At 36.0% G+C, this 19,420-nt stretch carries 20 protein-coding genes; 13 read left to right on the top strand and 7 right to left on the bottom strand.

Annotation, left to right across the window (positions count from 1 at the left end):
* The first annotated feature begins 1 nt into the window (after position 1).
* The 5 genes from D1953_RS08420 to D1953_RS08395 all read left to right on the top strand — a co-directional run bounded on the left by D1953_RS08420 (position 2) and on the right by D1953_RS08395 (position 5,330).
* Positions 2 to 1,168 (top strand): MFS transporter, encoded by a 1,167-nt coding sequence (locus tag D1953_RS08420; protein ID WP_245979996.1) that lies wholly within the window; start codon positions 2 to 4, stop codon positions 1,166 to 1,168.
* The gene (locus D1953_RS08415) at positions 1,165 to 2,967 is read left to right on the top strand and encodes an IucA/IucC family protein (RefSeq protein ID WP_119116736.1); all 1,803 of its coding nucleotides are present in this window, start codon (positions 1,165 to 1,167) and stop codon (positions 2,965 to 2,967) included. The genes D1953_RS08420 and D1953_RS08415 overlap by 4 nt, the downstream gene beginning before the upstream one ends.
* 312 nt (positions 2,968 to 3,279) lie before the next feature.
* Positions 3,280 to 3,957 carry a C40 family peptidase gene (locus D1953_RS08410; protein ID WP_119116735.1) on the top strand — a complete coding sequence of 226 codons (678 nt, stop codon included), beginning with the start codon at positions 3,280 to 3,282 and terminating at the stop codon, positions 3,955 to 3,957.
* Positions 3,958 to 4,277: 320 nt separating this feature from the next.
* On the top strand, positions 4,278 to 4,463 hold the full coding sequence (locus D1953_RS08400; protein WP_119116733.1) for a hypothetical protein: 186 nt from the start codon (positions 4,278 to 4,280) through the stop codon (positions 4,461 to 4,463).
* A 111-nt stretch (positions 4,464 to 4,574) separates the two neighbouring features.
* Entirely contained in the window at positions 4,575 to 5,330 is a 756-nt protein-coding gene (locus tag D1953_RS08395; RefSeq protein ID WP_119116732.1) for a GTP cyclohydrolase II, read from the top strand.
* Positions 5,331 to 6,348: 1,018 nt separating this feature from the next.
* Here the strand turns inward: D1953_RS08395 and D1953_RS08390 are convergent.
* Positions 6,349 to 7,266 carry a DMT family transporter gene (locus D1953_RS08390; RefSeq protein WP_119116731.1) on the bottom strand — a complete coding sequence of 306 codons (918 nt, stop codon included), beginning with the start codon at positions 7,264 to 7,266 and terminating at the stop codon, positions 6,349 to 6,351.
* A gap of 102 nt (positions 7,267 to 7,368) precedes the next feature.
* On the opposite strand from D1953_RS08390, the gene D1953_RS08385 reads away from it, so the two are divergent.
* Positions 7,369 to 8,262, top strand: coding sequence for a LysR family transcriptional regulator (locus tag D1953_RS08385; protein ID WP_119116730.1), 894 nt, complete (start codon positions 7,369 to 7,371; stop codon positions 8,260 to 8,262).
* Between the two features lie 284 nt (positions 8,263 to 8,546).
* On the opposite strand, the gene D1953_RS08380 is transcribed toward D1953_RS08385, so the two are convergent.
* The 4 genes from D1953_RS08380 to D1953_RS08365 form a co-directional block, all read right to left on the bottom strand.
* Positions 8,547 to 9,527: an aldo/keto reductase gene (locus D1953_RS08380; protein WP_119116729.1), complete on the bottom strand. Its 981-nt coding sequence runs from the start codon at positions 9,525 to 9,527 to the stop codon at positions 8,547 to 8,549.
* Positions 9,528 to 10,029: 502 nt separating this feature from the next.
* Positions 10,030 to 10,776, bottom strand: coding sequence for an amino acid ABC transporter ATP-binding protein (locus D1953_RS08375; protein WP_119116728.1), 747 nt, complete (start codon positions 10,774 to 10,776; stop codon positions 10,030 to 10,032).
* Between the two features lie 13 nt (positions 10,777 to 10,789).
* A complete protein-coding gene (locus tag D1953_RS08370; protein ID WP_119116727.1) occupies positions 10,790 to 11,476 on the bottom strand; it encodes an amino acid ABC transporter permease in 687 nt (228 codons plus the stop codon).
* A gap of 14 nt (positions 11,477 to 11,490) precedes the next feature.
* Complete coding sequence (locus D1953_RS08365) at positions 11,491 to 12,288, bottom strand: amino acid ABC transporter substrate-binding protein (RefSeq protein WP_119116726.1); 798 nt, start codon at positions 12,286 to 12,288, stop codon at positions 11,491 to 11,493.
* Positions 12,289 to 12,495: 207 nt separating this feature from the next.
* On the opposite strand from D1953_RS08365, the gene D1953_RS08360 reads away from it, so the two are divergent.
* The 4 genes from D1953_RS08360 (at position 12,496) to D1953_RS08345 (ending at position 16,246) form a co-directional block, all read left to right on the top strand.
* Positions 12,496 to 13,056: a DNA-3-methyladenine glycosylase I gene (locus tag D1953_RS08360; RefSeq protein ID WP_220453361.1), complete on the top strand. Its 561-nt coding sequence runs from the start codon at positions 12,496 to 12,498 to the stop codon at positions 13,054 to 13,056.
* A gap of 164 nt (positions 13,057 to 13,220) precedes the next feature.
* The gene (locus D1953_RS08355) at positions 13,221 to 13,661 is read left to right on the top strand and encodes a cell wall hydrolase (RefSeq protein WP_119116724.1); all 441 of its coding nucleotides are present in this window, start codon (positions 13,221 to 13,223) and stop codon (positions 13,659 to 13,661) included.
* A gap of 327 nt (positions 13,662 to 13,988) precedes the next feature.
* Positions 13,989 to 15,575 (top strand): amidohydrolase, encoded by a 1,587-nt coding sequence (locus tag D1953_RS08350; RefSeq protein WP_119116723.1) that lies wholly within the window; start codon positions 13,989 to 13,991, stop codon positions 15,573 to 15,575.
* A 134-nt stretch (positions 15,576 to 15,709) separates the two neighbouring features.
* A complete protein-coding gene (locus D1953_RS08345) occupies positions 15,710 to 16,246 on the top strand; it encodes a hypothetical protein (protein WP_119116722.1) in 537 nt (178 codons plus the stop codon).
* Between the two features lie 187 nt (positions 16,247 to 16,433).
* On the opposite strand, the gene D1953_RS21940 is transcribed toward D1953_RS08345, so the two are convergent.
* Both D1953_RS21940 and D1953_RS08340 read right to left on the bottom strand, forming a co-directional pair.
* The gene (locus tag D1953_RS21940; protein WP_281271535.1) at positions 16,434 to 16,568 is read right to left on the bottom strand and encodes a hypothetical protein; all 135 of its coding nucleotides are present in this window, start codon (positions 16,566 to 16,568) and stop codon (positions 16,434 to 16,436) included.
* 149 nt (positions 16,569 to 16,717) lie between these two features.
* On the bottom strand, positions 16,718 to 16,873 hold the full coding sequence (locus D1953_RS08340) for a glycosyltransferase (protein ID WP_425454263.1): 156 nt from the start codon (positions 16,871 to 16,873) through the stop codon (positions 16,718 to 16,720).
* A gap of 374 nt (positions 16,874 to 17,247) precedes the next feature.
* Between D1953_RS08340 and map the strand changes: the two genes are divergently transcribed.
* The 3 genes from map (at position 17,248) to D1953_RS08325 (ending at position 19,383) form a co-directional block, all read left to right on the top strand.
* Positions 17,248 to 17,994: a type I methionyl aminopeptidase gene (gene map, locus D1953_RS08335; RefSeq protein ID WP_119116720.1), complete on the top strand. Its 747-nt coding sequence runs from the start codon at positions 17,248 to 17,250 to the stop codon at positions 17,992 to 17,994.
* 287 nt (positions 17,995 to 18,281) lie between these two features.
* The gene (locus D1953_RS08330; RefSeq protein ID WP_425454261.1) at positions 18,282 to 18,740 is read left to right on the top strand and encodes a DUF418 domain-containing protein; all 459 of its coding nucleotides are present in this window, start codon (positions 18,282 to 18,284) and stop codon (positions 18,738 to 18,740) included.
* A 1-nt stretch (position 18,741) separates the two neighbouring features.
* Entirely contained in the window at positions 18,742 to 19,383 is a 642-nt protein-coding gene (locus D1953_RS08325; protein ID WP_119116719.1) for a DUF418 domain-containing protein, read from the top strand.
* Positions 19,384 to 19,420 lie beyond the last annotated feature (37 nt).

Below are 19,420 nucleotides of genomic sequence, written 5' to 3'. Positions count from 1 at the left end.
CATGATGACTCGCAATCAATTTGTCTTTGTATGTTTGTTTCTAACGATGCTGTCTGAGGTGTTATTATCGCCATTTTATCCGCAGTATTTTTCAGAGGCATTTGGCGTACAAGGAGTAGAGATGACTTCTATTTTTATCATTTGCTGTCGACTTGTTGTCATCATTATGACACCCTTTTGGGGAGTTATATTAAAGAAGTGGTCCATGCGACAAGTTGTAATAGGTTCTCTTTTTATGACAGCTGTTTTTAAAGTCATTCTGAGTGAAAGTACAACATTTCTAAGCTTTTTAATAACATCGCTTTTATTGCTTGTATTTCAAAGCAGTTTATATCTATTGTATCCCTACTTAGTTGAAAGTATGGAACAACAAGAGGAAAAAGCGAAAAAAACAACGATTTATATGCTCGTCATACATACAGCCATCATTGTTTCAAGTTTATTAGGAAGCTTCGTCATTACATGGGAAATGCCCCTTAAAGTATATCTCATATTTGCTTGTATGGACCTTACTCTAATGGTCATTTTACTAGCGACAAAACTGTTGTCACCTGATGCGGTAAAGAAAGATCAACCAATACATATAAAAGTTAAAAAGCAGCCTATTTACTTTTATATGATAGCTACCTTTTTCTTTCATCTTGGTCATAATGTGATTCGCCCCTACTTCACCTTGTTTGTGGAGGATAGATACGAAGTAGGTAATCAAATGAATGCTTTACTCTATGTTATGCCAAGTATGATGGCTATTATATTTAAGCTTTGTGTACCAATCCGTGTATTTAGAGGTCAAGATACACTGCTGTTGTATATAGTAACGATTCTTAGTGCGTGTTCATTAACTATGCAAGCGTCTATTGATAGTTTAGGGATATTTATTATAAGCCGGATTGTGTATGGGGGCTGCTTTTACCTTAGTATGGTTGTATTAGATATTTATTTATTTCGACAATTCCATGAAGCGGCCACTTATTATTATAGTTGGTTAATTGCTGTACAAAATGTGGCACTGCTCTTTGTTCCTTTGTTGGCGTTAATGGTGAGTAAAGTAAGTTTATACGTCCCTTTGCTATGCGGTGCCATTTTATTAGTAGCAGCAATCATTGCGATAACAATTCATAACAAACCAGTAGTGCTTTATAAGAAGGTAAAGGAGAATGAAGGATGAAAATTGTAGAAACAGATCTATCCAAGTTTACAAAACAATCGTGGGAAAAAGTGAATCAACAGCTGCTTGCAAAAATGCTTCAAGAGTTTATGTATGAACATATTATTGAACCAACGGAAATACAAAAATTATCACAGGCTACCTTGTATCAATGGAAAGATAAAAAAGGAGTAACTTATACGTACCAAGCAAAAGAAAGGCTATTTGATAGCTATCATGTTATAGCGAATACGATAAAAGTAACGTTTGAAAACCAAGAAATCACAGTTTCTAAAGCGCTGCAGTTACTCATCGGATTGTCCGAAGAAGAAGCAATGACAAGCCCTACAGCAGGACATTTAGCGAAAGAATATTTTCATACGTTAGTTGCTGATTTATATTTGCAAAATCAAAAATCGGCAGATGAGCTTTCTACAATGGATTACGCTGAATTGGAAGGGGAGATGACGGGGCATCCGTGGATTACATATAATAAGGGAAGAATTGGTTTTGGATTTGATGACTATGTGAGATTTGCTCCAGAACAAAAAAATCCTATTCAGCTCTCATGGATTGCTGTTGCTAAACAAGTATGTTCATTTCATTCGGTAGCCGCGTTGTCATTTGAAAAAATGATAAATCAAGAACTGAGCGAAGCCACACGGAAATCATTCACTAATAGATTGAAAGAACGTCAATTAACATGTAGTGATTATTATTATTTACCTGTTCATGAATGGCAATGGTTAAATGTCATCGTTCCCCTCTTTGCGGAGTATATTGCGAATGACTTTATCGTTCCGCTTGGAGAAGGTGAAGATAGCTATTTACCACAGCAGTCTATTCGAACATTTGTAAATACGACTTATCCAGAAAAGTTTCATGTAAAGCTTCCGATGAGTATATTAAATACACTTGTTTATCGAGGGTTGCCTAGTGAACGATGCATTATAGCCCCTCAAGTAACGGAATATATTAAAGGCATTCGAGATCAAGATACTTTTTTAAGAGATACGTGTAAGATAGGACTACTCGGTGAAGTGGCAGCGTTAAACGTAAATCACCCTACGTTTACCAATATTCAAAATGCCCCTTATCAATATTTAGAAATGCTTGGCGTGGTATGGAGAGAAAGTGTCTACGAAGAGCTAGAAGAAGGAGAACAAGCCCTTACATTAGCTGCTTTATTGCATCTCGATTATTCCGGGAAGGCGCTTGTGTCAACCTATATACAAAAATCTGGCTTAACACCGAGAGAGTGGATTTCTGCATTAATGAATGCTGTATTACCTCCGCTATTGCATTATCTATATCAATATGGAACAGTATTTTCACCGCATGGCCAAAATACCGTGCTTGTATTAAACAATTTTAAACCGGTTCGAATTATTATGAAAGACTTTGTAGATGATGTAAATATCAGTGATCAACCGTTTGATGAGTTACAATCATTATCTCAAGAGTTAAAAACTGTATTAAGAAGTGAGGAACCAGAAGGGTTAACACAGTTTATTTTAACCGGTTTATTTATTTGTCATTTCCGTTATTTAGCAACGATTTTAGAAGAACATGAAGGGGTTACGGAACAGGAGTTTTGGAGTACTGTGCGGAATGAAATTTTGCATTATCAATCACAACATCCGCAGTTACACGATCGATTTAAACTATTTGATTTATTGCGTCCTAGAGTAACAAAATTAACGTTAAACCGAAATCGCATGTTTGATTACGGATATGCGGATGACGGAGACCGCCCGCATGCAAGTGAATATGGAACAGTAAGAAATGCATTACACGAGGTTTGTGAATTCGCCAAGTAATCCGATTGTTTTAATATTATCAATTTAGCAGATTGATTTTTAGTTTAATTAAAATTGTTTTACAAGGGGCTTTTAAGTCATTTTTTCATGACTTGGGAGCTCTTTTTTGTATAGGTTCCTTCACTATCTTTCAAGTCAAGTATATTCATAGTAAAAGATTTTATTAGTTATTTTTCGACATAATTCAACATCTCTAGAACATGTTTCTGTGTGTGTTTTGTAAACTTTTGTAATGTATTTGTTATGTGAATCAAATACGGGTGTTACTTTAACGTGGTAATATGTGAAAAAAGAGGGTTCGGGGGAAATAATATGAAAAAAATTATCGCAGCATTTGTTGTGACGGGGTTGATGCTTTCAAACCCGATCGTGAGTGAAGCGGCATTAGGGGATAGAACACTAAAAAGTGGAATGACTCATACTGAAGTGAAACAATTACAACAAGTTTTAAAAAGCAAAGGCTACTTTACAAATAAAAAAACGACTACTTATTTTGGAACAGTTACAAAAAAAGCAGTAGTGAAGTTCCAAAAAGCTAAAGGTTTAAAAGCGGATGGCATTGTAGGTGCTAAAACATATAAAGCGTTAGGTATTAAAAAGCGAACAGTAAAAGCTGCTAGCGTGGGAGTAAGTTCTTCGGCCGAGCTGGTGAAAGAGGCTAAAAAATATTTAAATGTACCGTATGTCTGGGGAGGGAGCACACCAAAAGGATTTGATTGTAGTGGGTTTCTAACCTATGTATTTAAAGAAAGTTCAAACACTACTCTCCCAAGAACCGTTGCAGAGATTTATAAAAAGGGAACAAAGGTTTCGACTCCAAAAGTTGGCGATGTAGTTTTCTTTGAAACGTATAAACCAGGTGCTTCACATGCGGGTATATATATAGGAAATGGTCAATTTATTCATAGTTCTTCATCAAAAGGTGTGAGTATTACCTCTATGAATAATAGTTATTGGAAAGAAAGATATTTAGGAGCTAAAAGAATGTAGTAGTGAAAAAGCTGATTGTATGATCAGCTTTTTTGTTGTTTAAGAATAATTAAGTTATTTTAAGTGTGGTAATAAAGTTATTATAAAAGGAGTTGTGTCCGATTGAATATTTATTCAATCGGACACAACTTTTTTAATTATCTAGGCCTGTGGATTAGAAATGATAGGAAAGGAAAAACTACACCTATTCAAATCTCGGTATTTGGTGAGTCTGAAAGTGATCCGAAAACACTGCTTATGAAGGCAAGCCAGTTGTCTGGACTAATTACAATACTCCAAGTATGAGTGCTTTTCTAATTTAGTGAAGGAGATGTTTGAATATGACAAAGAAAAGCCATTTAAGTAAGGCTTTTGATACCCTTAGTGATAACAGACAGGAGGAAACGAAAGTAAAACAAACACAAGAAACTAAACAGATCACAAGTGAAGAAACAGTTATTGAGAATACGAATGCAGAACAGCAAGAAGCCATCCAAGAAGCTATTAATGGGGAGAGTACGCCGTAAACAACAGAAGAGGTGTATAAAAACATCTACTATGGTAAAAGAAGTGACAGAACACCTTTTCTCGTCAATCCAAGAGTGTGAAATTGAAATAAAAACAAAAGGAGTGATTTTATGGAAGAGACTAAATTGGATTTGAAGGTTCTTTCTATTTTAGAAGATAAAATTCAACTAATAAAAACGGAAAAGGGGGCTATTTATTTAGTCGGACCAATCAAACTACCTGTTAATTTGTACGGAGAAACTGTTGAATTTAAATGGTATTGCTGGCTGAATTGTGATGAAGTAACAGAGAATTTTGAAAGAATTATTAATAAGTTATCCTCTATCAATTTAGCTGAATTCCAACAATCGAGTGTCCTCGTCTATGGCGACTTTCAATACGGCGATGATGCAATTATTCGTATGCATTCGATTTGTCATACAGGAGATATATTTGGAAGCAAACGGTGTGATTGTGGGTTTCAATTAAAACAATCGATGAAAATGATTGTTGAACATGGCACGGGTGCATTATTTTATTTAGCCAATCATGAAGGAAGGGGCATTGGCTTGTTCAGTAAAGCAATGGCCTATATCTTTCAGGAAAATGGTTATGACACAGTAGATGCAAATCAAGCGCTTGGTTTTGTCGATGATTCAAGAAATTATAGGGATGCTATACAAGTTTTAAAAGCATTAAGAAGCAAACCTGTTACTCTTATAACCAACAACCCTAAAAAATTTGACGCTCTAAAAAACTCTGGTTTACCTGTATCAGGGAGAGAAGCGTTATGGGGTGATGTATCGGAGTATAATGAAAAATACCTTGAAACAAAAATAAATCGGTCCGGTCACATGAGAGATGAGGATACTTGTTGCAATGACTAGTCATCAATTCTATACACCTTACATAATGCGGAGGCAATGAAAGGTCAGACAGATCCCAATTCTGTTGTTGTTTCAGGGAATGGTGTTAAAAATACTTGAGGATGCAGGAATTGACGTGATTATTGGTGTTAAGTGAGCAGAATCTATTGACTCATTTATTATAGGAACAAAAAGTAACATAAAGAAATGTATATAGTAAAGGACCAAGATTTCAATAAGATTCATTGAGCTTATAACAGTTTGAACGATTAAGTCTAGTATAGAGTAACTGGATAGTGGAAAAATCTTTATTTGAGTCCAGGTCATTAACCCTGATTAATTGTATTTAGGTGTCATTTTTTTAAAAATTACAAGGAAACGCAAGAAGGTAACAAACCTTGATATAAAGGAATTTTCAGTAACATCCAGGTACTAGAAAAACAGATACTAGCAAACTTCAAAACCGTTTGTGACCTGCGTGCTAGGTCAGCTAAGTTCGATTCTTAGGCGGTTCCATCAAAAACATTAATATCACAATCTTTATAAGGATTTAAGCAAAAAATAGTAAACATTCATTACATAAATTAGACCGTGTGGGCAATTAAAAAAGACTGTCAACCTCCTTTCTATGTGGCTTTATCACTATATTGCAAGGAGGTTTTTATATGGCTAATCGAAAAAAAGGATGTAAAGATAATATCAATATTGCGAAATTTATAAAAATACAGATCAAAACCAAGCTTGTAACTTCAATTTATAGTTTTAAAAAGCGCGATGTGTAAATAATAGCCGTTTTCAGGATATCTGTATACAGCTAGATTCTGACCTGTTTATTTGCAGCGGTGGGAAAATTCAAAAATATTATCGGGAAAATCATCAAAGTAAGCAGGGAAAAAAGCCTATGAGAGTGAAACAATTAAACAGCTAATTAGAATAGAAGAAGCAGAGGAACAGTTCTTTTGATATATCATAAATCAGTTGTATATAAAAAATCCATGCGGTAAGTTCTAAGCCCCACATGGATTTTTAGTTTTCTATTTTAAAGCTTTGCATGATTAGCCCCTGCTTTTATAGGCTTTCTTAACAATTTAGGTTTAGCATTTACAAGAGCAATGCTCATGACAATTAAAATCAAGCCTATTAATAGATAAACGGTAAATGGTTCATTAAAAAAGAGGATGCTGGTAACCAATGCAACGAATGGAATGAAAAACGTATAAGATGCCACTTTGCTTGCATCTCCTGAATTTACAAGATGGAAGAAAGCCAACCAGCCTGCTGCAATAACAAAGACAGATATAAAAGCTAAATCCAACAAATATGGTGCAGACCAAACGATGCTGGACCAGTTCTCCACTTTAGAACCAATCACTGTCATAAAAAGTCCGCCGACAATAAGCTGAATTGTAGTCAGCCAGATGGAATCTACTCTATTCCCTGCTTTTTTTACGATTACTGTCCCGATTGCCCAGCTAACGGCACAGCTCAGGGCGAGTATAATTCCTATGACGGAGAGATCACCGGATAGCCCTTTGATACTTACCGTCGCAACACCGGCAAACCCAAGAAATAAACCCAAGACTTTTCCTTTAAACATGGCTTCACCAAGCCACAGCCAGGCAAAAATACTAAGAAGCACGGGCTGAAGGAAAACGATGACTGAAAACAGTCCGGCAGGCAAATAGCCCAATCCTATAGTTTGCAGGCCGTAAAACAAGATAATGTTAAATAAAGAGGAAATAAGATAAATATGCCATGTATCCTTTAAGCGAATCTGTTTATATCTTGGAATGGCAATTAACAGCAATAAAACTCCACCTATTAATGTTCGAATTCCGGCAAACAGCACCGGTGGAGTATAAGAAAGGGCAAATTTGGACAAAGGCCAATTTACTCCCCAAACTATGATTAAAAATACGAGCAGGAAAGCGGTGCGCTTTTGAAAAAGTCGTTCCATAAATCATGTATCACTCCTTGTTATAGCTTGCTGTACTATGATAAGGTATCTGGTAAAATAAATAAAATGAATGTTTTTTATAAGGAGTATAAGTATTTAGTTATGACTATTACACAGCTTCAAGTATTTGCAAAAACTGTTGAAATGGGAAGTTTTACGAAAGCAGCGCAAGCACTCAATATGACACAGCCGGCTGTCAGCCATGCTATATCCAGTATTGAAGCAGAACTGGGCGTCACACTATTCATTCGTGACCGCCGGAAAGGGTTAATTCTTACGGATATAGGAAAACGGATTATTATTCATACTCGAGAGGTATTGAAAGGGATAGAAAAGATTGAACAAGAGGCAGCTGTTGAAAAAGGACTTGAGGTAGGAACCATTCGTATTGGCAGCTTCCCTAGCGCCTCGGCGTATTTCCTTCCAAAAATTATCAGTAATCTAAAACAAAAATACCCGAAATTAGAGCTTCTTCTGTATGAAGGAACACTTGAGGAAGTAAACGAATGGTTATTGTCACGTGTTATCGATATTGGAATTGTCATGCTTCCAAATGAAGGAATGGATATTATTCCACTGGTTAAGAACGAAATGTTTGTGGCACTAAGGGATGATCATCCGCTTCATTCGAAAGCATCCATTACAATCAAGGATCTGGAGAACGAACCATTAATTATCTTTAAAGGAGGATACGAATCGCCTATTATCGAGATGTTTAATCATGCCAATACAGAGCTTACAATCGAGTTTACCGTTTCCAACGTAAGCACATCATTAAACATGATACAGGAAGGATTGGGTCTGACCATTTTATCTGAGCTGTCATTATTAAGCCTGCCTCCTAATGTTCAAATCCGGAACCTGAATCCGCCGGTTTGGAGGGATATTGGTCTGGCTGTCCCTTCGTTAAAGGAATCCTCACCTGCTGTGCAAGTGTTTATTCCGATGGTGCAGGAGCTGTTTTATGGAAAAGATGAAGGGAACTTAATCGATTAGTATAGGGGGTTTAGCACAAGGGGAGAGGGGAGTTTGTCTATGTATGCCCATAATACTGAAAGGGCAATTATATTGGATGAATAAAGCAGACACCATATCTATTGTCTTCTATAAAGAAAAACGACCGGTTACGATTATGTAACCGGTCGTTTTTTACATTTAAAAGTAAAACAATTAAATAGATAAATAGAATAGAAGAAGCAGGAGAACGGTTTCTTTCATATCTTTTCGAGCTGAATGTTTGGAAAAATAAATTACTCCAAAAGAATGGAGGTTTTGTTTTATTACTTAAATCCCGCTACTGGATGAGGGATATAGGGTTCCTCAAGTTTTTGAATCTCTTCAGGCATTAATTTAATCTCCAAAGCAGCGACAGCATCTGTTAAATGATGGAGTTTGGTTGCTCCGATAATAGGGGCAGTTACCGGCTGTTTTTGCAAAATCCATGCTAAAGCAATTTGAGCCCGTGGAACTTCCCGCTTTTCAGCGATTTCTTTAACGGCTTCCACGACTTTTCGGTCAGCTTCGACTGTCGCTGTATAAAGCGTTTTGCCAAATTCATCGCGTTCTGAACGTGTGCTTGTCTCTTCCCAATCTCTCGTCAGTCGTCCGCGCGCCAAAGGACTCCACGGAATTGCGCCAATTTTCTCTTCACGGCAAAAAGGAAGCATTTCTCGTTCTTCTTCCCGATATAACAAATTCAAGTGATTTTGCATACTCACAAACCGCGTCCAGCCATGGCGCTCTGCTGTGTAAAGAGCTTTTTGAAATTGCCATGTATACATGGAGGAAGCACCAATATAACGAGCTTTGCCTGCTTTGACAACATCGTGAAGGGCTTCCATCGTTTCTTCAATCGGTGTGTTATAGTCCCATCGATGTATTTGATAAAGATCCACATAATCCGTTTTTAGCCGACGAAGACTGTGGTCGATTTCTGTCATAATTGCTTTGCGTGATAACCCGGAACCATTTGGCCTCTTACGCATCGTCCCGTGGACCTTAGTAGCAATGACGATTTCATCGCGATTTGCATATTCCTTCAATGCTCTGCCTACAATCTCTTCACTCGTTCCTCCTTGATAAATATTAGCCGTATCAAAAAAATTAATCCCCAGCTCAAGAGCCTTCTTAATAAATGGACGGCTTTGTTCTTCATTCAGTGTCCACGTATGAACACCGCTTTTTGGATCGCCGTAACTCATACACCCAAGCGCAATCCGCGAAACGTCCATCCCTGTATTCCCAAGCTTCACATACTCCATGACTCAACCTTCTCTCTATCAAATTTATATTGTTGATGATTCAGGAAAGCTGTATGATTATATCTTGGTTAGTTGTTATATCCTTCCATTTGGAATTATATCATAATCAATTTATGTATAGAAATTTTTGACCTGAACCAACCATGAATACTGCCGGCCAATCAATGGCATTACCTGATTATAAGTTATTAGATGGGGGTTCAAGTGGGAAGTGAATAGAACTTTTTGAGTAATCCTGCAATTTATTTTTTGTCATTAGTGTAGTTAGTAGCTGTTTGGATAAGGTGATTCGTTTCTCTAACCTCTATACTGCCAGAACCAATGTTCATACTAATTCTTAAAAATATGGCTTTGAATTGAAGCTTTGTCTGCACAAAGATTCCTGTGATATATGATAAAAAATAGACTAAACGGTAAAAACCGATCAGTCTATAAATAATTATCTTATTAGAAGTGACTAGCATATAGGTGGATGGTAATTAAATTATTACGGGGAAGTGTATTATCTTTCAGCTACTTTATTCAAAAACTGTAGAGTACGTTGGTTTTTTGTATTTTGAAAGATTTCACTAGGAGTCCCTTTCTCTACAACAACCCCTTGATCCATGAATATAACTTGGTCTGCTACCTCTCGAGCGAAATTCATTTCGTGCGTAACGATTACCTGTGTCATATTTTCTTTGGCTAAATCCTTAATAACTTTTAATACTTCTCCGACAAGCTCTGGATCTAACGCAGAAGTAGGTTCATCAAACAGCAAAACTTCAGGTTCCATTGCCATGGCTCGAGCGATACCAACACGTTGTTGTTGGCCTCCAGATAATTGATGAGGATACATGTCAGCCCTATCCCCTAAGCCAACCTTTTCGAGAAGGGCCCTTGCCTTTTTTTCTGCTTCAGCTTTTGTTTTTTTTAAAACAATAATCTGACCTTCTATTATATTTTCAAGTGCAGTCAGGTGTGGAAATAGATTGTAACCTTGGAAAACCATACCCGTACTTTTTCGAAAAGAGACAATTTCTGTAGAGGTCAATTTTGTGCTTTTATCAAAATGAATCGATTTATTTCCAAGTTCAATGGTTCCTTGAGTTGGAATTTCTAATAGGTTTAAGCATCGAAGTAAAGTGGTCTTCCCTGAACCTGAAGGACCGATAATAACAGCCGTTTCTCCCCTTGGAATCAATAAGTCGATTCCTTTTAACACTTCAAGCTGATCGAACCATTTATGCAGATTGCTGATTTGAATCATATTTTCACCTCCATCACTTCGCTATACCTTTATCATATCTAAGTTCTAACTTTTCTTGGAAATAAGAAAGTACTGTGCTAAAAATAAGATAAATAAAGGCAACCTCAATATAAATCCAAAGAGGCTCATATGTTACTGATGCAATTTGTTGTCCCTTTTGAAATAGTTCAGTAACCGTAATAGTCGCTGCTAGGGAAGTGTCCTTTACCAGGCTGATAAAGGAGTTTCCTAATGGCGGTAACGTAACTCGAATAGATTGAGGAATGATGATTCGTCTCATGGCCTGGGATTTCGTCATCCCTATAGAAAAAGCCGCTTCCCACTGTCCTTTTGGAATGGAAAGAATAGCTGCTCTAATAATTTCTGAACTGTAAGCTCCTTTATTTAATGTAAAGGCTATGACAGCTGCTGGAAAAGGATCTAGTGTAATCCCAAAACTAGGTAAACCATAAAACAATATAAAAATCTGAACTAACAGTGGAGTTCCTCGGAATATCCAAACATAAAATTTAGCAAGTACAATCAATACCTTAACACTTGATAATCGTGCAAGTGCGATTAAGAGGGCAAGTATAAGTCCTAAAACAAAGGTGATGATTGTTAAGGGAATCGTAAACTGAATTCCAGCTTTTAATATAGGAAAAAAGGAGTCAATGAGAATTCCTATAATCCGGTCTATGCGTTCTTGATTTGAAAACATATTCATCCATTCCTTTACTTGGATACGTCCTCATTAAACCATTTTTTCGATATTTCTAAGTACGTGCCGTCTTCTTTCATTTCAGCAAGAGCTCCATTTACTGCCTCAACAAGTTCTGTAGATCCTTTTCTGAAAAGAAAACCATTACTTGACGCATCTGCTTCTTTAAAAACTACTTTAATGGGTAATTCTGGACGTTGTTTTTTTAAATCAAGATAAGAAAGGCTATCATTGATAGTAGCATCAATCCGTTTTGAAGTTATAAGATCAACGGCTTGATTAAAGCCTTCAACAACTGTATTTGTTGCACCATGATCTTCAGCAATTTTTCGATAATTACTTTCTAACGATTGCCCTACTTTTTTACCATTTAAATCATCGAGTGTTTTAATGTCATTATTATCCTCATGAACAATAAGAACAGCTCTTGAAACAATATAAGGGTCTGACATATCATATTTTTCTAAACGATCATCACGAATTGCTACCTCATTGGCTACCATATCATATCGTTTAGCATCAAGACCGGCAATCATACCATCCCACTTTGTTTCAACAAAAACTGGCTTAATGTCTAGTCTTTTAAATACTTCTTCAGCAATCTCAATATCGAAGCCTGTTAATTTTCCAGACTCATTATGGAAGGTAAAAGGAGCATATGTCCCTTCTGTCCCAATTGTAATCTCGCCTTTTTCTTTAATTTCTTCGTAAAGATTCTTACTTTCAGCATTTTCGGAATTGGGCTTATTACCGCAAGCACCAAGAGCTATTGTAATAAGGAGGGTAAGTAAAATAAATGCTACCTTCTTCATACTACATTCATCTCCTTTGAGTTTTATAGGTTTTATCATATAGATATCTTGGAATAATATACGATGTTATTATTGTCAATTTTAAATAGATGTTATTAGAATTTTTAACATTATGTAGAATTTAAATAAAGGTTGATAAAAGACGGTTTCAGGTTTAGAAATTCAAGGAGAAATGAAGAAAGATAAAAAAGGACGGTGCTGCAAATGATGAAACGATGTATGTGGGTAAAAACTACAGAGCCTCTATATGTGGAATATCATGATAAAGAATGGGGGGTGCCTGTTTATGATGATAGGATATTATTTGAAATGCTATGCTTAGAAGGAGCACAAGCTGGACTCAGTTGGTGGACAGTTTTGCAAAAAAGGGAAAATTATCGAAATGCTTTTGATCAATTTGAAGCGGAGAAAATTATTCAATATACAGACGAAAAATTACAATCATTAATAGAAAATCAGGGGATTATTCGCAATAAAATGAAAATTTATAGCGTTGTAACGAATGCAAAGGCATTCTTAAAAATTCAACAAGAATATGGTTCATTTTCTAGTTATATATGGGGTTTTGTAGATAATAAGCCGATCATAAACAATTGGGAGACAGTAAAGGATGTACCTACTTCAAACGAAATAAGTGACAAAATGAGCAAACAGTTAAAAAGAGATGGATTTAAATTTGTAGGAAGTACTATTTGTTATTCCTATATGCAAGCAGTGGGTATGGTGAATGATCATACTTTGGAATGTTTCTGTCACCCTTCGCGGTAAAAAACACTACCTTAGATTTCAAAGCTCTATGTAATGATTTGGATTCAATAATATAAATAAGAAGGCTATCATTTTCATCTTACTTAAAAACTAAGCATTCTTATTTGATAAACAATGACATCAATGTAGGCTTTTGTTCATACTATATTTTTGAGGTGAAAAAAATGGCAAGAGCAAGCTACCGAAGTTCAGACATCGACTTAATGGCAAGAATGATGAGAGCAGAAGCCGAAGGTGAAGGAAAACAAGGGATGTTATATGTTGGAAATGTAATTGTAAATCGTCTTGTAGCTAATTGTTTAGACTTTAAAGGTTTAAGAACAATTCCACAAGTCATTTATCAAGTACAAGGAGGAAATTATTCTTTTGAAGCTGTTCAAAAAGGGAATGTATTTTATCAAAGAGCGCGAGGTATTGAAAAAAGATTAGCAAAACAGAATTTGGATTATTGGAGAGATCACCCAGGGAAATATGCCCTCTGGTATTTTAATCCATATGCTCCGTGCCCTCCAACATGGTACGGTCAACCTTTTGCTGGTCAATTTAAAAATCATTGTTATTATGAACCAAAACCTGGAACATGTGATAGTGTTTATAGAGGTTAGGTTGTCTAGAAGCTATTATTAATTCTGGAAATGTATTATACTTTTGTCTTTTTAGTACTGCGAATACGAAATTTTTGGTTGTAGGCTGGTAGCCACTATTCATAAAACATAAAAAGGGAATTTCCTGATTTAGCAGGGGTTCCCTTTTTTTATATAGTAAGGATTGTTGGAGTTTATTAAAAGAAAGGTAGTAGTATAATAATGAATACAGGAATTTGAACATTTTAAAATTAAATAGTTTGAATTCAAAAGGCATCAAAAAATATTTGATGCCTTTTGATAATGGATAGAATTATATATCAGCCCACAGAGAAAGGAACCTTTTTTATGAAACAACTTTGGTATGGTGGAAAAATTTATACAATGGAGAAAGAAAATGAAACTGTAGAGGCGGTCCTTGTTGAAGATGACAAAATTATCGCAGTAGGAACACTCCATGAGCTAAGTGCACAGGCAGATGAGAAGGTCAATCTACAAGGTGCTGTCATGTATCCAGGTTTTGTTGATAGCCATCTTCATATGATATTTCAAGGCGAAAAGTTAACCCGATTAGACTTAACAAAGGCTGCTTCAGCTGAAGAAATGTTAGAAATGGTAAAAGAAGCAGCTAAAACTACACCTTCTGATCAATGGTTATTTGGCGAAGGATGGAACGAAAATAATTTTGCTGATCAACGAATTCCAACAAAAGAGGAGCTAGATGCAATTCGTAAAGAACCGATTCTTTTAACAAGAGTTTGCCATCATGTGATTTTAGGGAATACAGCAGCACTTGAAGCAGGCCGCATCTTTGAAAATAGCGAATCCCCGGCAGGCGGTGAAATTGGACGAAATGCTGAGGGGCGATTAAATGGCCTTTTATACGACCTAGCCATGAATGCGGTAACTGATGCCATACCAAAAGAAGGTGAGGCGTATATCGAGTCTTTAACTGATTCTCTTAATCTTGCCATTGATGATATGCTTTCATATGGTTTAACTGGCGGCCATACTGAGGACATGTACTATTTTGGGAAATTTACTAATCCGTTAACGGCTTATCATCGAGTAGTGGGAAAAAAACATCATTTCAGAGTAACATTGCTACGCCATAATGCAGTATTTGAAGAAATGATGGAAGCGAAGGCGAAATTTGATGAACCCTTTATCGAACCAGGTGCTATGAAAATCTTTGCTGATGGCGCATTGGGCGGTTCTACAGCTGCGTTATCTAAACCTTATTCTGATCAGCCAGATAATCGAGGGTTATTCATTCAAACCGATGAAGAATTAGAAGAATTAGTTAAACTAGCACGCAAGTATGATGAACCTGTTGCCATACATATGATTGGTGACGCGGGAGTAGAACAAGCACTCAATGTACTTGAAAAATATCCATTAACGAATGGTAAAAGAGACCGCTTAATTCATTGCTGTGTTTTATGTGAAGATTTAGTGGAAAGAATGGAAAAACTACCGGTTGTTTTAGATATTCAACCCGCATTTGTACCATCTGATTTCCCATGGGTTATCAATCGACTCGGTGAAGACCGACTAGACTGGGCGTATCCATGGAAAAAACTAATTGATCGTGGCTTGATGTGTGCAGCTGGAACAGATGCACCAATAGAAGATATTAATCCGCTTACTTCTATTTATGCAGCGGTAGAACGAAAAAAACCATATGCAGATCATGACGGTTACATACCAGAAGAAAAGTTGTCTCGTTTCCAAGCTATCCAACTCTATACAATTGGCAGTGCAAAAGCTATTTGTAAAGAGCATGAACGCGGGTATATTAAACCCGGTTATGTTGCAGATTTTTCTATTTTTGACCGTGATTTATTTGATGGAACGTCAGAAGATATGCTAACTGCAAAAGCTGTGAAAACAGTCGTTGCAGGTCGTATAGTATTTGACAGATCTAAACTATAGTTATCGGATTCATGAACAGAAGAACTTGAATAGAGGGAGTTTTATAAATATTCACCCTTCTTAATTGTTGAATTTCAAGTTCCAAATCCTGAATTAAAAAGAATGTTGGAATCGACTACTACGGCAAGGAAGAGATGAATCTTCTTAAACAATTCGGAATTAAAAAATCAGGTTATGTCATTTCTTATGCACCTGCTCCAGAATTTTGGTTAGACACAGACAAAACGTTTTTCACATTGGTAGATAGCAAAGGAACGGATGACAAAGAAGAGCATTGGGATGGAACCAACTTCTACTTCCCTAAAGGAACGCTTAAATATAATGAGACATACACTGCTTCCATCAGTTATGAGGATCAAGATCATGTAAGAAAAGGCAGTAAAACCTGGTCATTCACAACAAAAGCCTACTCTAAACCTAAAAAACCAGCCATGAAAGCCAAAACCACGGATATAATCTGGAAAGGCCGAATCTTAATCAACAAAGCTAACGTGAAACTCTACACATCCAAAGGTAAAGTCTATAAGAAATACAATGCAAACCTAAGTCTGAAAGTCTATGGATATTCAAACGGTAAGTTCGATGTGGTCAATGGTCGGTATGTTAAAGATGCAACCAACTTGAAAAGCAACAGAAGTATTAAATATATTTACTTGAACAAATTTAGATAGGGCACAAATATATAACAAAGAACGTAAGGAAACAGCGGTAAACCTTTGCCTTTCTAAGGATTAAAATAAAGTCTATTATGCCTATAAAGAGTCAAACAATCCACTACCATGAGGGATTATTTGACTCCTCATTTTCGTTTACCTGTGAGTTTCTTTTCAGAAAAGCAAAGAAATCACGAGATTATATTTATTTAGCATTGCGCGGGGGCTTGTTAGTTGGATTAATGGCTTTTTCCAAATTCTCTGCTGCGATTACTGGATCCACTGTATTGCTAGTAGTTTTTCCCTTTTGGCTATAACCTTTATCACGCTTTTGGCTCATGCTTAGAACCTCCCTCCATGTAGCTTCATTTGTTAAGATGGATTAATAGGTGACGACTTATTCACCAAAAGAGAAAGGCCTTAGACTACATCCATATAGGATTTAATATGTACATGATGTCAACTGATGTTGCATAGACGATTCAATGTTTAAACATTCCCCTCTTTAAACAAAATATCTCTTGATGAATCAGTCGAACAATCATCAATTAAGAGGTACTCAATATTTTCAAATCCTATTGTTTGATTGATAACAGAGTCTATCGTTTTCCTTAAATACTTTTCTGCATTATAAACCGGCGTCACTACAGATACTTTTGTTTTACTTACTTTACTTTCCAATTTATTGTCGACTACATAATACCCGTCTGCATTATAGTCAAATGGACGATTTTTAGTAAACTTGAACAGGGTTTTCGTCTAGAAGCGATGCATTTTAGTAAATGAAAAACCATCCAAGATCCAATCCGATTTGTTTCATTTATATTTATATTAGGCTATAAGAAAGTAGATGGATGTGAAGATTTTGTTTCTCATTAACTTGTCATGTATCTAAAACAAATCTTTCCGTATTTAACCCGGTGATTTTACCGGGTTTTTGTATTGATTTTCACCTACAAAAAAGCATATGATTAAGAGAGGATTTGTATTTAAAGATTTTAGATGAAAGAGGATTTTAAATGATTACATTAAAAAGCGAACGTGAAATTCAATTGATGGCGGAAGCGGGTAAATTGCTTGCAGCGACACATAGAGAAATTGCTAAAATGATTAAACCAGGAATTACAACTTGGGAAATCGAAGAGTTTGTTGAGAAATTTCTAGCAGAACATGGGGCAACACCGGAGCAAAAAGGATATCAAGGGTATAAATATGCGACTTGTGCATCAGTAAATGATGTTATTTGTCACGGTTTTCCTTCTAAAACTCCATTAAAAGAAGGCGATATCGTAACGATTGATATGGTTGTCAACTTAAATGGTGGTTTAGCGGATTCAGCATGGTCTTATGCAGTTGGCGAAGTTGCTCCGGAAACACAACGATTATTAGATGTAACAAAAGAGTCTATGTACCGTGGTATTGCAGCTGCAACGGTAGGTAATCGTTTAGGTGATATTGGGCATGCGATTCAATCTTTTGCTGAAGCGGAAGGGTTCTCTGTTGTACGTGATTTCACTGGACACGGTATCGGAAAAACGATGCATGAAGAGCCAATGGTGCTGCATTACGGTAAACCAGGAAAAGGCACACGTTTAAAAGAAGGAATGGTTATCACAATTGAGCCAATGCTAAACGCTGGAACATGGCATATGAAGATGGATTCAGATGGATGGACAGCAAGAACGGCTGATGGTAAATTATCGGCTCAATATGAACATACACTTGTTATCACGAAAGACGGTCCAGTTATTTTAACAGAGCAATAATAGGCACAAAAAGCAGCGATAGTGATGTCGTTGCTTTTTTATTTATTTTGTTTTAATGATGTGACCACAATATGACTCATACATACTCATAAGTCACTAGTGAATATGACTTTCTTTTCATAATATATTTTTATAAAAATGAAAAGGAGCAACTATACATGATTAATAATCAGAAAGAAAAACAAGGGATGTATGATAGAAGATTATAATCGGTATCCAAACAGGAAAGAATACTGACAATAGATATTATTCGTGGCTTTGCTTTACTTGGAATATTTCTTGTCAATATGCCAGCGTTTCATTCACCGGCTTTTATGATACAGCATCCAGTGTATACGGGAATGGATTATTGGCTTGATTTGTTTTTCCAAATGTTTATTCAAACAAAATTTTATACGATTTTTTCCTTTTTGTTTGGTCTAGGTTTTTATATTTTTATGAGCCGTGCTGAACAAAAAGGGCTAAAGATTAATCGTCTATTTACAAGGCGACTTACTGTTCTTTTATTGTTTGGAGCTGCTCATTTTATTTTACTTTGGTATGGTGACATTTTACACACGTATGCTTTAGCAGGCTTCTTCTTGTTGTTGTTCTACAAAAGAAAAACAAAGACCATTCTTATTTGGGCTTTTAGTTTATTAATTGTGTTTCATTCACTAATCAGTGTGCAGTTTTTTATACCCGCTTCTACGATTAAAGAAATGCAGACAATGGATCAAGATAAAGAGAATAGCGGAGTATGTTAATATGTATGAACATGCAAGTTATGTAGATTGGGTTTCTTATCGTCTTCCTACTGAAATTATTCCTCTTACTTTAGAACTTCCTTTGGTTATAATAACAGTTTTAGCTATGTTTTTATTTGGACTTTATGCCGGGAAAGTCGGGATTTTTCAGCATAATTCACCACATCTTCCGAAAATCAAGAAAATTTGGCTAACAACCCTTTTACTAAGTATTCCACTTGTCGGTTTTTTAGCTATTATGAAGGTAGAGCTTATTGATTTAGGCGTTTATAGAGAAAATGCTGTCTTTTTATTCACAAGCTTAAGCGGACTGACATTATGCTTTTTCTATATGTCTTCATTAACGTTACTACTGAGAAAAAAACATTGGCAAAAGCTTCTCCGTCCGTTTGGTTTTACAGGGCAAATGGCGTTAACTAATTACATTTTGCAGACGGTAATTTCAATATTTATTTTTCTTGGACTTGATTTTTTTGGTAAAGTCATTCTTTTAACAGGCACCTTAATTTGTCTCAGTATTTATATAGTGCAGGTAATATTTAGTTATGTATGGTTGAAGAACTTTAGATTTGGCCCATTAGAATGGTTATGGCGTTCACTAACGTATGGCTATTTTCAACCAATGAAAAAAGAGGAAAAATAAAAATAGGTTACCTACCGACCGAATACGGATAATACTT

Source organism: Peribacillus asahii (genome assembly GCF_003570725.1).
Lineage (GTDB): Bacteria > Bacillota > Bacilli > Bacillales > DSM-1321 > Peribacillus > Peribacillus asahii.
This window is presented reverse-complemented; position numbering and strand designations above follow the sequence as displayed.